The sequence below is a fragment of the Streptacidiphilus sp. MAP12-20 genome (assembly GCF_041262525.1).
In the GTDB taxonomy this organism is placed as follows: domain Bacteria; phylum Actinomycetota; class Actinomycetes; order Streptomycetales; family Streptomycetaceae; genus Streptacidiphilus.
Window position 1 is genome coordinate 99,563 of record NZ_JBGCCK010000005.1, and the last position, 16,075, is coordinate 115,637.

Annotated in this window: 11 protein-coding genes and 3 tRNA genes; 3 read left to right on the plus strand and 11 right to left on the minus strand. The window is 73.1% G+C overall.

Features of this window, described 5'->3' with window-relative positions:
* Nucleotides 1–38 precede the first annotated feature (38 nt).
* From ABIA32_RS08340 to ABIA32_RS08365, 6 genes are all read right to left on the minus strand, one after another.
* Complete coding sequence (locus ABIA32_RS08340) at nucleotides 39–2,432, minus strand: ComEC/Rec2 family competence protein (RefSeq protein ID WP_370093266.1); 2,394 nt, start codon at nucleotides 2,430–2,432, stop codon at nucleotides 39–41.
* Complete coding sequence (locus ABIA32_RS08345) at nucleotides 2,429–3,346, minus strand: helix-hairpin-helix domain-containing protein (RefSeq protein ID WP_370093267.1); 918 nt, start codon at nucleotides 3,344–3,346, stop codon at nucleotides 2,429–2,431. The genes ABIA32_RS08340 and ABIA32_RS08345 overlap by 4 nt, the downstream gene beginning before the upstream one ends.
* Nucleotides 3,347–3,443: 97 nt before the next feature.
* Nucleotides 3,444–3,788: a hypothetical protein gene (locus ABIA32_RS08350; RefSeq protein ID WP_370093268.1), complete on the minus strand. Its 345-nt coding sequence runs from the start codon at nucleotides 3,786–3,788 to the stop codon at nucleotides 3,444–3,446.
* A gap of 91 nt (nucleotides 3,789–3,879) precedes the next feature.
* Nucleotides 3,880–4,719 (minus strand): DegV family protein, encoded by an 840-nt coding sequence (locus ABIA32_RS08355; RefSeq protein WP_370093269.1) that lies wholly within the window; start codon nucleotides 4,717–4,719, stop codon nucleotides 3,880–3,882.
* 129 nt (nucleotides 4,720–4,848) lie between these two features.
* Nucleotides 4,849–7,746, minus strand: a complete 2,898-nt coding sequence (gene leuS / locus ABIA32_RS08360; protein WP_370093270.1) for a leucine--tRNA ligase — start codon at nucleotides 7,744–7,746, stop codon at nucleotides 4,849–4,851.
* A gap of 338 nt (nucleotides 7,747–8,084) precedes the next feature.
* Nucleotides 8,085–10,070: a protease pro-enzyme activation domain-containing protein gene (locus tag ABIA32_RS08365; RefSeq protein ID WP_370093271.1), complete on the minus strand. Its 1,986-nt coding sequence runs from the start codon at nucleotides 10,068–10,070 to the stop codon at nucleotides 8,085–8,087.
* 310 nt (nucleotides 10,071–10,380) lie between these two features.
* Between ABIA32_RS08365 and ABIA32_RS08370 the strand changes: the two genes are divergently transcribed.
* Both ABIA32_RS08370 and ABIA32_RS08375 read left to right on the plus strand, forming a co-directional pair.
* Nucleotides 10,381–11,811: a hypothetical protein gene (locus ABIA32_RS08370; RefSeq protein WP_370093272.1), complete on the plus strand. Its 1,431-nt coding sequence runs from the start codon at nucleotides 10,381–10,383 to the stop codon at nucleotides 11,809–11,811.
* Complete coding sequence (locus ABIA32_RS08375; protein WP_370093274.1) at nucleotides 11,804–13,273, plus strand: NADH-ubiquinone oxidoreductase-F iron-sulfur binding region domain-containing protein; 1,470 nt, start codon at nucleotides 11,804–11,806, stop codon at nucleotides 13,271–13,273. Before ABIA32_RS08370 ends, ABIA32_RS08375 begins: the two co-directional genes overlap by 8 nt.
* A 220-nt stretch (nucleotides 13,274–13,493) precedes the next feature.
* Here the strand turns inward: ABIA32_RS08375 and ABIA32_RS08380 are convergent.
* Nucleotides 13,494–13,566: transfer RNA gene (locus tag ABIA32_RS08380), tRNA-Ala, on the minus strand.
* Between the two features lie 112 nt (nucleotides 13,567–13,678).
* On the opposite strand from ABIA32_RS08380, the gene ABIA32_RS08385 reads away from it, so the two are divergent.
* A complete protein-coding gene (locus ABIA32_RS08385; protein ID WP_370093275.1) occupies nucleotides 13,679–14,539 on the plus strand; it encodes a helix-turn-helix transcriptional regulator in 861 nt (286 codons plus the stop codon).
* An 85-nt stretch (nucleotides 14,540–14,624) separates the two neighbouring features.
* Here the strand turns inward: ABIA32_RS08385 and ABIA32_RS08390 are convergent.
* The 4 genes from ABIA32_RS08390 to rsfS all read right to left on the minus strand — a co-directional run bounded on the left by ABIA32_RS08390 (nucleotide 14,625) and on the right by rsfS (nucleotide 16,052).
* Nucleotides 14,625–14,697 (minus strand) — tRNA-Ala (locus ABIA32_RS08390).
* A gap of 29 nt (nucleotides 14,698–14,726) precedes the next feature.
* A tRNA-Ala gene (locus tag ABIA32_RS08395) sits at nucleotides 14,727–14,799 on the minus strand.
* A gap of 120 nt (nucleotides 14,800–14,919) precedes the next feature.
* Nucleotides 14,920–15,567 (minus strand): histidine phosphatase family protein, encoded by a 648-nt coding sequence (locus ABIA32_RS08400; RefSeq protein WP_370093500.1) that lies wholly within the window; start codon nucleotides 15,565–15,567, stop codon nucleotides 14,920–14,922.
* Complete coding sequence (rsfS, locus tag ABIA32_RS08405) at nucleotides 15,564–16,052, minus strand: ribosome silencing factor (RefSeq protein ID WP_370093276.1); 489 nt, start codon at nucleotides 16,050–16,052, stop codon at nucleotides 15,564–15,566. Before rsfS ends, ABIA32_RS08400 begins: the two co-directional genes overlap by 4 nt.
* Between the last annotated feature and the right edge of the window lie 23 nt (nucleotides 16,053–16,075).

The window sequence follows — 16,075 nt, forward strand, 5'->3', positions numbered from 1 at the left end:
ATCCGCCCCTCCCCGAGCTGCCCCGCTCCCCCTGGGGGTCACGGCCGTCGGGTGGCGACGGCGAGGTGGCCGTCGGTGTCGAGCACCGCGAGATCGCCCTGCTGGTCCGTGCGGACGACGGCGGTGCCGAGGGAGCGCAGCAGCCGGAGAGTGACCGGGGCCGGGTGGCCGTAGCGGTTGTCCGGGCCGACCGAGATGAGGGCGAGCCGGGGCCGGAGGGCCGCCAGCAGGGCTGGATCCTGCTGGGCGGAACCGTGATGGGCGACCTTGAGCACGTCGACGCCGCGCAGAGCGGGGAAGTCGGCCAGGTCGGCGAGGAGGCGCTGCTGGGCGGGAGGTTCGAGATCGCCGAGCAGGGCGACGCGCAGCCCCGGGGTGGTGACCAGGAGAACGACCGAGGCGTTGTTGGGACCGCGCGGCGTGGTCGGGTCCGCCGCGTCCGGCCAGAGGACCTGCCAGCTGAGCCGGCCGAGCGTTCGGCGCTCGCCGCGCGCCGCACGCAGCAGCGGGACCTGGGCCTCGGCGGCCCAGCGGCGGACGTGGGCGTACTCCGTCGCGGGTTCGTCCACCGTCGTCGTCTCGATCGCGCCGACGCGGCGGCCCCGGAGTACGCCGGGCAGGCCCTCGACGTGGTCGGCGTGGTCGTGAGTGAGGATCACCAGCGGGATCACCGTGATCCCGAGGGCCCGCAGGCAGACGTCGACGGCGTGCGGGTCAGGACCGGCGTCCACGAGCAGCGCCGTGTCCGGTGCGCCGCCGGGCGAGAGCACCAACGCATCGCCCTGGCCCACCTCGCACGCGACGACGCGCCAGCCGTCCGGGGGCCAGCCGGTGGCGAAGCGGGCCAGCGGCGCCGGGCGCAGCAGTGTCAGCAGCAGGCAGAGGGCGAGCAGCACCGCGACGAGCGGCCGCCGCAGGAAGGCGGCCGCGGCGACCAGCGCGCAGGTGAGTGCGATCAGCAGCCCGGCCCCGAACCAGCCGCCCGGCCAGTCGATCTCCGCGCCCGGCAGCTCGGCCCCGAAGCGGGCCAGGGCGATCAGCAGCGCGACCGGGACAGCCGCGAGGCGGGCGATCCACTGCGCGAGAATGAGCGAGATCGGCGCGACTGCGAGCACCGCGAAGCCCAGCACGGTGGCGGGCGCGACGCAGAGCTCCGCCAGCAGGTTGCACGGGATGGCCACCAGGCTGACCCGTGCCGCGCGCAAGACGAGCAGCGGACCGCACCAGGCCTGCGCGGCGAACGCGGCGGCGAGGGGCTCGGCGAGCCGGTGCGGGCAGCCGTGCGCCTGCAGCGCCTCCGCCCAGCGCGGGGCGGTCGTCACGATCCCGGCGGTGGCCAGTGCCGAGAGGGCGAATCCGTAGGAGTGGGCCAGGGCGGGATCACCCAGGATCAGCAGCAGCGTCGCCCCGGCCAGCGCAGAGAGCGGCGCGGCCCGGCGACCCGTGGCCAGGCCCAGCAGCATGATCAGCCCGGTCCCCGCAGCCCGCAGCACACTGGGCTCCGGCCGGCACAGCACCACGAAGCCGACGCACAGCAGCGCACCGCCGAGTGCCGTGGCCCGGAGCGGCAGCCCGATGTGCGCGGCCAGCCCACCGCGTTCGGCGGTGCGCGCCCGGGAGGCCCGGCCGAGCAGCAGCACCAGGATGACCGACAGGTTCGCCCCGCTCACTGCGGTGAGGTGGGTGAGGTCCGTGGCGGAGAAGACCTCGTCCAGCTCGGGCGTCATCGCGCTGGTGTCGCCGTCGACGAGGCCCGGCAGCAGCGCCCGCTCCTCGGCAGGGAGCGGCGCGACCGCCCGCAGCAGACCCGCCCGGAGCGCACCCGCCGCACGCTGGACCGTGCTGGGCGGCGCAAGCACGCGGGGCTGATCCACCGTCAGCAGCGTCGCCGCGATGTCGGGGCGACCGTCCGGACCGGGCAGCTGCGCGCGGGCGGTGACGGAGACCCTGGTGGACGGCAGCAGCCCCAGCCAGGCCGCTGCGGCCTGTCCCCTGACGACGAGGGTGACCGGCGTCCGGGTGGCAACGCCGCTGTCGGCGACGCTGACGCGTTCGACGACGGCCCCGAGGGTGGTTGCGCCGTCGGTCTCGCGGGAGTGCGGGTCGGTGTCGACGGTGAGCTCCACCTCAGCCGGGTGCCCGGCTCGGGCCAGCGCCGGCACCGGGCCGCCGGCCAGCGCGGCCCCGGCGAGCCCCGTGCTGAACGCCGCCGCGGCAGCACTGAGGAGCAGCGCGGCCAGGACTCTGCCCCGGCCACGCAGGAGCAGCACCACGGCGAGCAGCGCCAGTCCGAGAGCCGCCCCGAGCACCCAGGCCGTGTGGGCTCCGCGCAGCCCGAGAAGCAGCGCGCTCACGCCCCACACCGTCGCGGCCGGCCCGACCAGCCGCAGATCCGGCGCGGCCCGCTCGGTGACGGCCCCTCTGGCTGTCATGGCCGGAGCTGGGACCGGAGGTCCTGGAGGCGGCGCTCGCCGAAGCCCGGCACCTGACGGAGCTGGTCCACCGACCGGAAGCCTCCGTGCTGCTCACGGAACTGGATGATGCGCTTGGCCAGCACCGGTCCGACCCCGGGGAGTGCGTCCAGCTGGGCCTCGGTCGCGGAGCTGAGGCTGAGCGGCCCTGCGGCCGCGCCCGCTGCCGCAGCGGCAGCGGGGCTGCCGACGATGATCTCCTCGCCGTCGTTGAGCTTGCGGGCGAGGTTGAGGCCGGTGAGATCGGTGCCCGGGAGCGCGCCGCCGGCGGCGGTGACGGCGTCCTGGACCCGGGAGCCGGGCGGGAGCGTGCGCAGGCCGGGCGAGCGGACGCGGCCCGACACGTCGACGACCAACCCCGCGATCGCCGTCGCCGACGCGGCCGCCGAGGGCGATCCCGCTCCCGCCGCGGCCGTCCCCTCCACGGCCGGGGCGGGGACGGCGACCGCTTCGGGCCGACCGGCCCAGAAGTGCTGGACCCCGTAGCCGAGTGCCAGCACGAGCAGGACCGCGAGCCCCAGGACCGCGCGCCGGTCCAGATCCCACCGCTCCTTGAGCGCGAGGGCGAAGGACAGCCGGAACCTGGGCGGCGGCGGATCCGGCGAGGCGGCGGGGAGGGACGCGGCGGCACCCGACGCGGCGGCGCGCGAGGCCGCAGCGATCGGCTCCTGAGGCAGCGGGAGCGGCAGCGGGATGGGCAGGGGCAGTGGGTCGGGCAGGGGCAGCGGCGGCGGCATGGGTACCGCTGAGGCGACTCGCTGGGCCACCGGAAAGAAGGGGTCCTGCGGACCGAAGAGAGTGTCCATCCGGTGGCGGACCAGGGCGGTCGTGGCTTCGCGGCGGGCACGGGACGCGGGAGTGAAAGCGGTTCGCATGCGACAGACGCTAGGACGCGCGACGCACAATCGTCCCTGGCGAGCTGACGGCCTGTGGAAAAACCGGCCCTGTGGAAAACTCGCTCACCCGCACGAGCTACAACGCCGACTCCTCCGGCAGGAACTGGTACGCGCAGTGACGGCAGTACAGCAGCCGTTCCCAGTCCCCGCGGATCCGACTCGCGCCCTCGACGGCCCGGGCCACGGCGAAGCCGACCACCGCGGCGGTGAGCAGCAGCAGCATCCCCAGCAGAGTGTTGCCGGCCGCGAGCGCGAGCAGGCCGAGCAGGGCGACCGCGACGGGACCGGTCCAGCCCGCCACCCGGGTCGGCGGCGGCGCGAGCGCGGATTTGAGCTCGGCGTCCTGGGCGAGCGACCTCCAGAAGGCGTCGAGCTTGAAGACCTGTCCGGGCAGCCCGCAGCTGGGGCAGGCGAAGGCCATGGTTCCTCCTCCCTCTTGTGGGGAGACTGCCCATTCCAGGCCAGAGAATTCACGCCCGCGCGGCGCGCCGAGCCCTCGGTCGGGTGACCGCTCAGCGCGGCGACACCACCACGGCCAGCAGGCCGGGACCGACGTGCGCGCCGATGACCGCGCCGACCTCCGAGACCGTCAGCTCGCCCAGATTCGGCACCCGCTCGCGCAGGCGCTCCGCCAGCGCCTCGGCGCGCTCCGCCGCCGCCAGGTGATGGACCGCCAGATCCACCTCCGCCGCGCCTGCGTGGGCGAGGGCGAGCTCCTCCAGGCGGGCGATCGCCTTGCCCGCCGTGCGGACCTTCTCCAGCGGCTGGATCCGGCCGTCGGCCAGGTGCAGCAGTGGCTTGACGGCGAGCGCCGAGCCCAGCATGGCGCGTGCCGCGCCGATACGGCCGCCTCGGCGCAGGTACTCCAGGGTGTCGACGTAGAAGAGGCCCGCCGTCCCCTTGGCCCGCGCGTTCGCTGCGGCGACCGCCTGGTCGGCGGTGCCGCCGGCCTGCGCGACCTCCGCCGCGGCAAGCACGCAGTAGCCCAGGGCCATCGCGACCATGCGGGTGTCGACCACCCGCACCGGCAGCGTCGCCTCCTCGGCCGCCAGCAGGGCGGCCTCGTAGGTGCCGGAGAACTCCGCCGACAGGTGCAGCGAGACGACCTCGGTCGCGCCCGCCTCGGCCGCCGCGCGGTACGCGGCCGCGAAGGCCTCCGGGTTGGGCCGGGAGGTGGTGACCTGGGCCTTGCGCAGCAGCGCCGCGGCGACGTCGCTCGGCGAGATCTCGGTTCCCTCGGCGAAGACCTGGTCGCCGATCACCACGCTGAGCGGGACGACCGAGATCCCGTAGCGGGCCACCGCCTCCGCCGGAAGGTACGCGGTGGAGTCGGTGAGGATGGCGACTGACATGGCCTGGAGGTTACCTGCCGATGCACCGGAAGGGACAGGCGGACCCGTCCCTTCCGGATGATTGGTGTCAGCTCGTCGGACGCGGCTGCCCCATCCGACACGCCCGCTGACTCAGCAGACCGAGATGACTCAGATGACGATGTTGACCAGCTTCGGCGCGCGGACGATCACCTTGCGCACCTCGGCACCGCCCAGCGCCGCCACGACGGCCGGGTCGGCCAGCGCCAGCGTCTCCAGTTCGGCGTCGCCGATGGCCGGCGGCACCTCCAGGCGGGCCTTGACCTTGCCCTTGATCTGGACGACGCAGGTCACCGAGTCCTCGACCAGGTAGACCGGGTCGGCCTCGGGCAGCTGCGCGTGCACCAGCGAGGTGTCGTGGCCCAGCTTCTGCCACAGCTCCTCGGCGATGTGCGGGGCCAGCGGGGCGACCAGCAGCACCGCCTGCTCGGCCACGGGGCGCGGCGTGGAACCGCGCTTGACCAGGAAGTTGTTCAGCTCGGTGGCCTTGGCGACCGCCGTGTTGAAGCGCAGGTTGGCCATGTCCGTGCGGATGCCGTCGATCGCCTTGTTCAGCGCACGCAGCGTCTCCTCGTCCGGCGTCTCGTCGGTGACGACGACAGCACCGGTCTCCTCGTCGACGATGTTGCGCCACAGCCGCTGCAGGAAGCGGTACGAGCCGACGACCGCACGCGTGTCCCAGGGGCGCGAGACGTCCAGCGGGCCCATCGCCATCTCGTACAGGCGCAGCGTGTCGACGCTGTACTCGGAGGTGACCTCCTCCGGCGCGACGACGTTCTTCAGCGACTTGCCGATCTTGCCGATCTCCCGGCTGACCACCTCGTCGCCGTGGTACCAGACGCCGTCCCGCTCCTCGACCTCGGCGGCCGCGACCGGGAAGCCGCGCTCGTCGCGGTAGACGTAGGCCTGGATCATGCCCTGGTTGAACAGCTTGTGGAACGGCTCGGGCGAGCTGACGTGGCCCAGGTCGAACAGCACCTTGTGCCAGAAGCGCGCGTACAGCAGGTGCAGCACGGCGTGCTCCGCGCCGCCGACGTACAGGTCGGCGCCGCCGGACTTCTTGGCCGCCGTCGGACCCATCCAGTACGCCTCGTTGGCCGGGTCGACGACCTCGGCGTCGTTGTCCGGGTCGACGTAACGCAGCTCGTACCAGCAGGAACCGGCCCAGTTGGGCATGGTGTTGGTCTCGCGGCGGTACGACTTGACGCCCTCGCCGGCGCCCAGGTCCAGCTTGACCTCGACCCACTCCTCGGCGCGCGACAGCGGCGTCTCGGGCGAGGTGTTCGCGTCGTTCGGGTCGAAGGTGCGCGGCGAGTAGTCGTCGATCTCGGGCAGCTCGACCGGCAGCATCGACTCGGGCAGCGGGTGGGCGACGCCGTCCTCGTCGTAGACGATCGGGAAGGGCTCGCCCCAGTAGCGCTGACGGCTGAACAGCCAGTCGCGCAGCTTGAAGTTGACGGTGCCCGCGCCGATGCCGCGCTCGGCCAGCCAGTCGGTGATGGCCTTCTTGGCGTCGACGACACCCAGACCGTCCAGGCTGATCGACTCGTTGGCGGAGTTGACGATGGCCGCGTCGTAGGAGACGAAGGCGTCGTCCCAGGTCGACGGGTCGGTACCACGGTCGTCGGAGGGCTGGACCACGCAGCGCATGGGCAGCTGGAACGCGCGGGCGAAGGCGAAGTCGCGGACGTCGTGCGCCGGGACGGCCATGATCGCGCCGGTGCCGTAGCCCATCAGCACGTAGTCGGCGATGAAGACGGGGACCTGCTCGCCGCTGACCGGGTTGATCGCGTAGGCGCCGGTGAAGACGCCGGTCTTGACCTTGGCGTCGGCCTGGCGCTCCACGTCCGACTTGGCGGCGGCGGTGCGGCGGTAGGCGGCGACCGCCTCGGCGGGCGTGGCGAAGCCGCCGGTCCACTCGGCGGGCAGGCCGCCTTCGGCGGAGGGCCAGGCGGCCGGGACGATCGAGTCGACCAGCTCGTGCTCGGGCGCCAGCACCATGTAAGTGGCGCCGAACAGGGTGTCCGGGCGGGTGGTGAAGACGGTGATCGCGGCGTCGCCGCCGGTGCCGTCAGCCGTGTGGACGGCGAAGTCGACCTTGGCGCCCTCGGACCGGCCGATCCAGTTGCGCTGCTGCAGCTTGATCGCGTCGGGCCAGTCCAGCATGTCCAGGTCGTCGATCAGGCGGTCCGCGTAGGCGGTGATCCGCATCATCCACTGGCGCAGGTTGGCCTTGAACACCGGGAAGTTGCCGCGCTCGGAGCGGCCGTCCGCGGTGACCTCCTCATTGGCCAGCACGGTGCCCAGCCCGGGGCACCAGTTGACCGGGGCCAGCTTGATGTAGGCCAGGCGGTACTCGCCCAGGACCTCGTCACGCTCGGCCGGGGTCAGCGCGGACCAGGCGCGACCGTCCGGTGTCGCCTGCGCGCCGGAGGCGAACTTCGCCACCAGCTCGGTGATCGGACGGGCCCTGCCGGCCTCGGGGTCGTACCAGGAGTTGAAGATCTGCAGGAAGATCCACTGGGTCCACTTGTAGTACGACGGGTCGATCGTGGCGATCGACCGCCGCAGGTCGTGGCCCAGGCCCAGGCTGCGCAGCTGACGACGGAACTCGACGATGTTCGCCTCGGTCGTCACCCGGGGGTGCGTGCCGGTCTGCACGGCGTACTGCTCGGCCGGCAGGCCGAAGGCGTCGAAGCCCATGGTGTGCAGCACGTTGTGGCCGGTCATCCGCAGGTGACGGGCGTACACGTCGGTGGCGATGTAGCCCAGCGGGTGGCCCACGTGCAGGCCCGCGCCCGAGGGGTAAGGGAACATGTCCATGATGAACGCGTGCGGCTGCTCGACGGTGTCGTCGCCGGGCTCGGCCAGGCTGCCGACCGGGTTGGGCGCGGCGAAGACGCCGTCCTTCTCCCAGCGGTCCTGCCAACGGGCCTCGATCTGCGCGGCCAGCGCGGGGGTGTACCGGTACGGAGCGGCCGCAGCCGCCTCGGGGGTGCTCTCGCTCATCGTCCTCAGACTCCAGGGGTGCCAGCTCGGAAGGGTTAGCCGGAAACGAAAAAACCCCTCGTACATGAGGGGTCGCCACGCTGACTCCGGCGCTCGCTTAGAGCCGGCCGGTCCGTGTCAGCGCGGCCGGCTAAGGAGCAGGCGCGCAGTTCGCATGGGCACAGGGTACCGCACGGCGATACCCGGGCAGCCAGTTGCACTCACCTCAGGGGCGCGGGGAACTGCGCGACAAGCCACCCTGTGCGGATGGCCCTGCGCATTCGGGGCTCTACCTCGCAGGGTGGCTTGTCGCGCAGTTCCCCGCGCCCCTGATAGTGCAACTGAACGCTCTGGGAACTTCAGCGCAGCGCGGGGGCGCCGCCGCGGGGGCCGTAGGAGGGGAGGTAGCCGGCGGAGGGGGAGCCGACGCCGGTGACGGCGTCGTAGCCGGGGGTCGCGTGCAGGGAGGTGTCGTGGCCCAGGGTGCGCAGCGAGGTCACCGTGCCCGAGGTCGCGTCGACGCCGTTGCGGTAGTCCAGCCGGACCTCCGCCAGCTGCACCTTCTTGCCGAACGGCGTGTCCGTGACATCGTGCAGCGCCTGCGTGCCGAAGCGCTCGTAGATCGCCGGGTTCGCGAAGCCCAGCGGTGCGCCCGCCTCCTGCTGGGCCAGGGCCTGGAGGCCCGCGATCACCGGCGCCGCCAGGCTCGTGCCGCCGATGCGGTACTCGCTGTACTGGGTCGTCCCATCAGGGAGGCTCTGCGTCTGGCCGACCAGGAAGCCGGTGCTGGAGTCCGCCACCGCCGCGATGTCGGGGACCACCCGGTGCCGGGCGCCCGCCACGAGCGCCAGCGAGCCCGGCACCACCGGGCGCTGGTAGTCCGGCTCGGTCACCCGCGCGCTGGTGCCCCCGCCCGCGCCGGCCACGAAGGCGCCCGGCAGGCTCGACCAGGAGGTGCCGGACAGCGACAGCAGCGCCTTGTCCGTGCCCCATCCGGTCTCGAACAGGTACTCGCCGTTCGGGCCGATGGCCAGCGAGGTGCCGCCGACCGCGGTGACCCATGGCAGCGACGCGGGCATGTCGGTCTGCTTCGTGCCGGTCGCGGCCTTCTCGTCGCCGCCGTCACCGCTGGAGAAGTAGAAGCCGATGCCTTCCAGTGCGCCGGTCATGAAGATCTTGTCGTAGACCGAGTCCATCGACGGGTCGCCGGCGTTCTCCGGCTCGCCCCAGGAGTTGCTGACGATGTCGGCCAGGTGGCCGTCGGTGATCTTGTTCAGTGAGTCGACCAGGTCGGCGTCCATGCAGGAGGCCGCGCCGACGTAGGTGATGCCGGCGGCGGGGGCCATCGCGTGCACGGCCTCGACGTCGAGCGTCTGCTCGCCGTACCAGCCGGAGGCGCCGCAGCCGTCCGGGCTGCTCGGACCGTTGGGCGCGGTGTGTGTCCAGCTCGCGGCGTCCTGCCGGGTCAGCTGGTCGGGGGCGTAAGCCGCGTCGCCGTGGGCGGAGGCGTACTGGCTGGTGTCGGAGAGCAGCGTCGGTGAGTCGTAGGCGTCGACGACGGCGACGCGGACGCCCGCGCCGGTGAGGCCGGAAGCGGTGGCGCCGTAGGCGGAGCGCAACTGCTTGCCGGTGTAGCCCTTGACCACGTACGGCATGGTCCGGCCGTACGCCTTGGGCGTCGCGTTCGCAGACTGTTGTCCGTAGTAGTCGGACATCGGCGGTGCGTTGACGAAAGCGTTGGCGGGACCGGGGAGACTGTCGCGACGACCGTGGTGGGCCTGGTGCGGCGAGGTGTCCAGGCCGGTGACCGCGAGGACCGCCTCGGCCACCGAGGCGGGCACGGTGGTCAGCCCGTCGGGCGCGGTGTAGACGTGGCCGTTCTTCCGGTACGCGTGCAGGTGCGCGCCGAAGGCCCGGGCAGCGCCCGCGGCGTCGCCCTCGACCGAGAGGTAGTGCGAGTTCGTCGCGGTGATCCGGAATCCCGCGGCGGCGAGCCAGGCGCTGACGGCGTCGACCTGCGCCTTGCTCGGCCCGAAGCGGGCCTGTAGCTGTGCGGGCGTCAGATAGTGCCTGTACGAGGCGGACCTCGGGTCGGAGACGGCGTGCGCCTGCGCGGCGAGGGCGCCGCGCTCGCGTCCCGCCAGGTAGACGCGGGCGCTGACGGCGGCCGTGCCGGGCACGCTGCCCTGGTCGGCCTGGGGCGCGGTCCAGACGGGTGCGGAGCCGGGCAGCGGAATCCGCTCCGGTCGGGATTCGGCGCCGGCCGCGGTGGGGAGCGCGGCCGCGGCCGTGACGCCTGCGCAGAGCAGGGTGGCCGTCAGGGCCAGGAGCCTGGAGCGACGCATGGAAGGAACACCTCTCTTGTCGGTACGCGATCCACTGGAGGATGTGCCGACGGAGAGGAGCCGCAGCAGGCTTGCGGCCGATCGCTCCGATGATTGGCTGATTATTCATCAGTTCGGGTTGATTGCCCGGTTCGAGCGCGTGTGCGCAGATAGTGCTCCGTTCGGGGCGGAGCTGTGCACGTTTTCGAACAACTCATCAGACAGTCGGCCGCTGTCAGTAGGTCTCGCTAGCATCACGGACACATCACGACTTCCCCGGCGTCACAGCCCACGAGTGATCACAGCCCACGAGCGATCGGAGGCCGCAGAGATGACGAAGAGGCAGCGGAACGGGGGGTTACCGTTCCCGGTATTCCTGCTCGCCGTGTGCGCGGCGGTGACCGTCGGCGCGACGTCGGTGCGCGCGCTGGCCGCCGGTGGCGGCATGGGCGGCGGCGCGGGCGCGGCGGTGGCCGGTACGGCGGAGCGACTGCTCGCCTTCCTGGACTACTTCGCCGGGGTCTTCACCCTGCTGGCGCTCACGGCGGCGGTCGTCTGCGGGCTGGCGGCGACGGACCGGCTGGTCCTGACGCCGAGGCTGCGCGTCGCGGCGCAGTCGGTGCACCGCGCCACGTCGGTCGCTGCGCTCGGGTTCCTCGGCACGCATGTGGCCGTCAAGCTCGCCGAACACGACGCGACGCCACTCGGCGCGCTGCTGCCCTTCGGCGGCGGCGCGACCTTCGCGGTCGGCCTGGGCACGCTGGCTGCGGACCTCCTCGTGCTCGCGGCGGCGACGGGCGCGGTCCGGGGCCGCTTCGCCGGCTCGCGCAGGCCGTGGCTCTGGCGGGTGCTGCACGCCTCCGCGTACGCGTGCTGGCCGCTGGCGCTGGCCCACGGGCTGACGGCGGGGCGCGCGGCGGCGGTCTGGGTGCTCTGGAGCTACGGCGGTTGCGCGACGCTGGTCGCCCTGGCCCTGCTGCCCCGCGCGCTCGGCGCGGCCGACCGCCTCAGCCCGGGCAGTCACCGCGGCACGCTCCGCGCCCACGCCCCCGCTCCCCCGTCCCGCGCCGCCCTCAGCGCGCTCCGCGCGCTGTCGCGCGAACACGCCCCGGTTCCGTACGCCGCGCGCGCGGCGGAGCAGCCGTCGGCGAAGGCGGCGACTCCGGGGGTGCGGCGGCGCGAGCACGCGGCGGCCCCGTCCCGCCCGGCCTGGTCGGTATCCCGGACGACCTCCGAAGCGCGACCGAGCTACGCCCCCATGCCTGGCGCGTGGCCGGAGGCACGCGAGCATCCCCCGCTGGCCGAGACACCACCCCACGGGATCCCGGCCCCTGCCGGGCCGCTCGCTCCGCACGCGATCTCCGAGATGTGGGCCGCCCAACCCGCCGGCGCAGCAATGAGCACAGACCTCTGGTCGTCGCTCGGCGAGCCGCCCCACGACACGCCCTGGCCCCTCACTCCTCACCCGACCGCCGAGACGTGGGCCACCCAACCCGCCGGCACAGCCACGAGCACCAACCCATGGCCATCGCTCGGGGCAACGCCACCCGACCATATATCCGGTTCGACCTGGCCCCCTGCCAACGGCGGACAGGGGGCGCGGACCACACAGGCACGGGTCGGCTGCGGCGACTGCACGGCGCAGGCCGCACCCCGGGCTGACTGGTCGTCAACCATGGACCCGATGGGCTGGGCTGCCCCCGTCTGGCCCGAACCTGCCTGGGTGGAAGCGCCGTCGGGAGTGGCGGCTGCCCGTGAGTGAGCCGCTGGTCGTGCCTGAGGTGCGGCGGCTCGGGCCTGCGCGGTTGACGGCGGGAATGGACCGGTGGGACCGGCTGGACTTCGCCGCGCATCGGCGGACTCACGGCCCGCTGCCGCGAGCGAGCCGTTCCGAGCTGCTGGCCGTCGCCGACCGGATCGACCTGCGCGGGCGCGGCGGGGCCGCGTTCCCCTTCGCACGCAAGGCGCGGGCCACGCTCGGGGCGGCGGAGCGGAGCGGGCGCGCACCGGTGCTCGTCGTGAACGGCGCCGAGGGCGAGCCGCCGAGCGTCAAGGACGCGACCCTGCTGGCCCGCGCGCCGCACCTGGTGCTGGACGGGGTCACCCTCGCGGCCCTCGCCTTCGGCGCCGCCGAGGTCGTGGTCGCCGTCGCGAGCGGCAGCGCGGCGGAGCTGTCCGTCCCGGCCGCGATAGCAGAGCGCGGCCGGGACCCGGTGCCGATGCGGACGCTCTGCGTACCCGACCGCTTCGTCTCCGGCGAGTCGGGCGCACTGATCCGCGCCGTCAACGGCCGGGCGGCGCTCCCGCCGAGTCGACCCGTGCGTGCCGCCGAGGGCGGCCGCGGCGGGGTGAGCGGCCGTCCGACCCTGCTCTGCAACGCCGAGACCTGGGCCCAACTCGCCCTCGCCGCCCGGCTCGGCCCCGACGCCTTCGCCGTCGTCGGCACGCCGGACGAGCCGGGCACGCTGCTGGTGACGGTGAATCGGTCCCCGCGCCCGCCGGTCGTCGTGGAGGTTCCGGCCGGGGCCTCGCTCGCCGTCGTCCTCGACGCCTGCGGCGTCGACCCCGGTGCGGGCGTCCTGGTCGGCGGCTACCACGGCGCGTGGCTGCCGCCGCACCTCGCGCCGGACCTACCGCTCTCCCGCACGGGCCTCGCCGCCGCCGGTGGCACGCTCGGGGCCGCGAGCGTCGTCGCGTTGCCGCGCGGGGTCTGCGCGCTGGCGGAGATCACGGCCGTCGCCGGCTGGCTGGCCGACGAGTCCACAGGCCAGTGCGGCCCCTGCCGACGCGGCCTGCCGGAGACCGTGGACGCCCTGCGCGCCCTGAGCCGCGGCGCCGGCTCGGCAAGCGCGGTACGCCGTGCGGCCGCGCTGGGACGCGGCCGCGGCGCGTGCGCCCACCCGGACGGAGTGGCCCGGTTCGTGCTCTCCGCGCTCACCGTCTTCGCGGAGGACATCGCCACGCACGCATCCGGTTCCGGCTGTGGGCTCTCCTCCGGCCTGACGCTGCCGCTGCCGCGTCAGGCAGGCGAACGGCTCGCCGTGGACTGGGCCCGCTGCGCGGGCCACGGCCTCTGCGCGTCCCTGGCCCCGGACCTCATCACCCTGGACCCGCACGGCTTCCCGCTGCTGCGCGAGAACGCGAACCTAGCTCCCTGGCAGCGGCCGCAGGCGCGCCGTGCCGTCGCCCGCTGTCCGGCGCTGGCCCTGCGGATCGGCCGGTAACGCCACCGAGGTTTCCACCCCGACCGTGCCCAGCCACGGGCATCGGTAGCCGCCCTGACGCCGGCGACGCCGAGCCCGCCGTACACAGTTCCGGGGCTGCGCCGAGCGCCGCCCCGCGCACCACCTACCACTCCCCGCGAGGAATGGCGTCGGCACACGGAAATCGGGGAACAGGAAAGGGCCGGAATCCATTTCGGATTCCGGCCCTTGTGCCATTCTGTGGAGCTACGGGGAATTGAACCCCGGACCTCTTGCATGCCATGCAAGCGCTCTACCAACTGAGCTACAGCCCCGCACACCTCGCGGCGATGTGCCTACTGTACACGCTGCGCGAGGCCGCCCACCAATCAGTTCCGCCGCCCGGCGTCCGTCGTCCGTGTCAGTCCCTTCCGGCACGATAGGGCCATGACGACCGACGCGCCCGATCGCCGTAGCCAGCTCGCCGCGTTCCTCAAGGCTCGACGGGCACGGGTGACTCCGGAGCAGGTCGGGATGGCCCCCGGGCTGCGTCGGCGCACGCCTGGCCTGCGGCGGGAGGAGGTCGCGCAGCTCGCCGGGGTCGGCGTCACCTGGTACACGTGGCTGGAGCAGGGGCGGGCGATCAACGCCAGCGAGCAGGTGCTGTCGGCGATCGCCAGGACCCTCCACCTCGACCTGGCCGAGGAGTCCCACCTGTTCCGGCTCGCCGGGCTGCGCCCCGCCGCGCCGGACTCGCCCGAGTGCGCCACGCAGCCCCAGGTACAGGCGATCCTGGACGCGCTGGACCCGCTGCCGGCCGCGATCAGCACCGCTCGCTACGACATCCTGCGCTGGAACGCCGCCTACGAGTCGATCTTCCCCGGCGCCACGCTCACCGACGCCTACCGGCGCAACTCCCTCTGGGCCGCCGCCGTCGTGCCCTCGTGCTGCAGCGCCTTCGTCAACAGGGACGAGGAGCTGCCCCGCATGATCGCGGTGCTGCGTTCGAGCTACGGGGATCACGTCGGCGATCCGGAGTGGGAGCAGTTCATCGCCGATCTCATCGCGGCCAGCGAGGACTTCGCGAAGCTCTGGGCGCAGCAGGACGTCGCGCTGCAGTCCGCGCGGCTCAAGGTCTTCCGGCACGGCTCGGTGGGCGAGATGCGGATGACGGCGACCAATCTCCAGGTGGTGGGCATGCCCACGGCCCGTATGGTCGTCTACACCCCCAATGACGAGGAGAGCCGCCTGCGCATCGCGCACCTCCAGGCCAACCCCGGCCTGCCGATGGTCGACCACACGCACTGAGGCCCCGGCGCACGGAGGCCACACGCACTGAGGCGAGGCAACGAGAAACCGCCCCCGGCGCGGGCCGGAGGCGGTTCGAATTCTGTGGAGCTACGGGGAATTGAACCCCGGACCTCTTGCATGCCATGCAAGCGCTCTACCAACTGAGCTACAGCCCCTCACGATCCTGCTGTTCATTTGTTTTGCGTGGAGCTACGGGGAATTGAACCCCGGACCTCTTGCATGCCATGCAAGCGCTCTACCAACTGAGCTACAGCCCCGTGGTCCGCGTCCGGCATCCGCCTCACTGTGAACAGCTGCGAACACCTGCGAACGAGGAAGACTTTAGCGGTTCGGGGGCCGAACTGCGAAATCCGGCCCCTCCCCCTCGAACCGCAGGCTCACGTGTCGTCGCCGATCACCGGCTCGGGCAGCGTCCCCGCGTTGTGCTCCTCCAGGCGCCAGCCGCGGTAGCCCTCGCCCAGGACCGACCAGCAGCAGTTCGAGAGGCCGCCGAGGGCCTCCCAGCTGTTCGGCTCCAGACCGATCAGGCGACCGATCGCCATCCGGATCGTGCCGCCGTGGCTGACCACGACGAGGGTGCCGCTCTCGGGCAGCCGGTCCACGGCGTCCAGCACCACGGGGACCGCGCGGTCGGCGACCTCCGTGTGCAGCTCGCCGCCGCCGCGCCGGACCGGCTCGCCGAGCTTCCAGAGGCGGTACTCCTCGGCGTACTGCGCCTGGATCTCCTCGTTGGTCAGGCCCTGCCAGGTGCCTGCGTAGGTCTCACGCAGGCCCGGGTCGTGCTTGACCTCGAGGCCGGTCACCTCGGAGAGCTGCTGCGCGGTGGCGGAGGCACGCTGCAGGTCGGAGGCGACGATGGCGTCCGGGTTCAGCGCGGCCAGCAGGCGCGCGGCACGGCGCGCCTGGGAGAGACCGGTCTCCGTCAAGGGAATGTCCGTGCTGCCCTGGAACCGGCCTTCAAGGTTCCAGGACGTCTGGCCGTGCCGCCAGAAAACGACGCGCCGCCCGCCGGCCCGGCCGCTCAGCGCCGCGCCTTGGAAGCCTTGGTCGCGGCCTCGGCCGCCAGGACTGCCTCCACGTGTGCGAACTCGCGCGGCTGCTCGACGGGGGCCTCGTCCGACTCGGCGGCACGCTGGCGGCTGGCCTTGGCGTCCTCCGGCAGCTCCAGCTCGGGGCAGTCCTTCCACAGCCGCTCCAGGCTGTAGTAGGCACGCTCCTCGGAGTGCTGGACGTGGACGACGATGTCCAGGTAGTCGAGCAGAATCCAGCGGCCCTCACGCTCGCCTTCGCGGCGAACGGGCTTGACCTCGTGCTCCTTGGCGAGCTTCTCCTCGATCTCGTCCGCGATGGCCTTGACCTGGCGGTCGTTCGGCGCGGAAGCGAGGACGAAGGCGTCTGTGATGGCCAGGACCTCACTGACGTCGAAGGCGATGATGTTGTGGGCCAGCTTGTCAGCGGCGGCCTGGGCGGCCGAGGAGACGAGTTCGAGGGCCCTGTCAGTTGCGGTCACAGCATGCTTTCCGTCAAAGGGTA

Coding starts and splice junctions, on each gene's coding strand:
- ABIA32_RS08345 (WP_370093267.1), bottom strand. CDS start 3,346: ATGCGAACCGCTTTCACTCCCGCGTCCCGTGCCCGCCGCGAAGCCACG.
- ABIA32_RS08385 (WP_370093275.1), top strand. CDS start 13,679: ATGACGACCGACGCGCCCGATCGCCGTAGCCAGCTCGCCGCGTTCCTC.
- ABIA32_RS08350 (WP_370093268.1), bottom strand. CDS start 3,788: ATGGCCTTCGCCTGCCCCAGCTGCGGGCTGCCCGGACAGGTCTTCAAG.
- ABIA32_RS08370 (WP_370093272.1), top strand. CDS start 10,381: ATGACGAAGAGGCAGCGGAACGGGGGGTTACCGTTCCCGGTATTCCTG.
- ABIA32_RS08365 (WP_370093271.1), bottom strand. CDS start 10,070: ATGCGTCGCTCCAGGCTCCTGGCCCTGACGGCCACCCTGCTCTGCGCA.
- leuS (WP_370093270.1), bottom strand. CDS start 7,746: ATGAGCGAGAGCACCCCCGAGGCGGCTGCGGCCGCTCCGTACCGGTAC.
- ABIA32_RS08340 (WP_370093266.1), bottom strand. CDS start 2,432: ATGACAGCCAGAGGGGCCGTCACCGAGCGGGCCGCGCCGGATCTGCGG.
- ABIA32_RS08355 (WP_370093269.1), bottom strand. CDS start 4,719: ATGTCAGTCGCCATCCTCACCGACTCCACCGCGTACCTTCCGGCGGAG.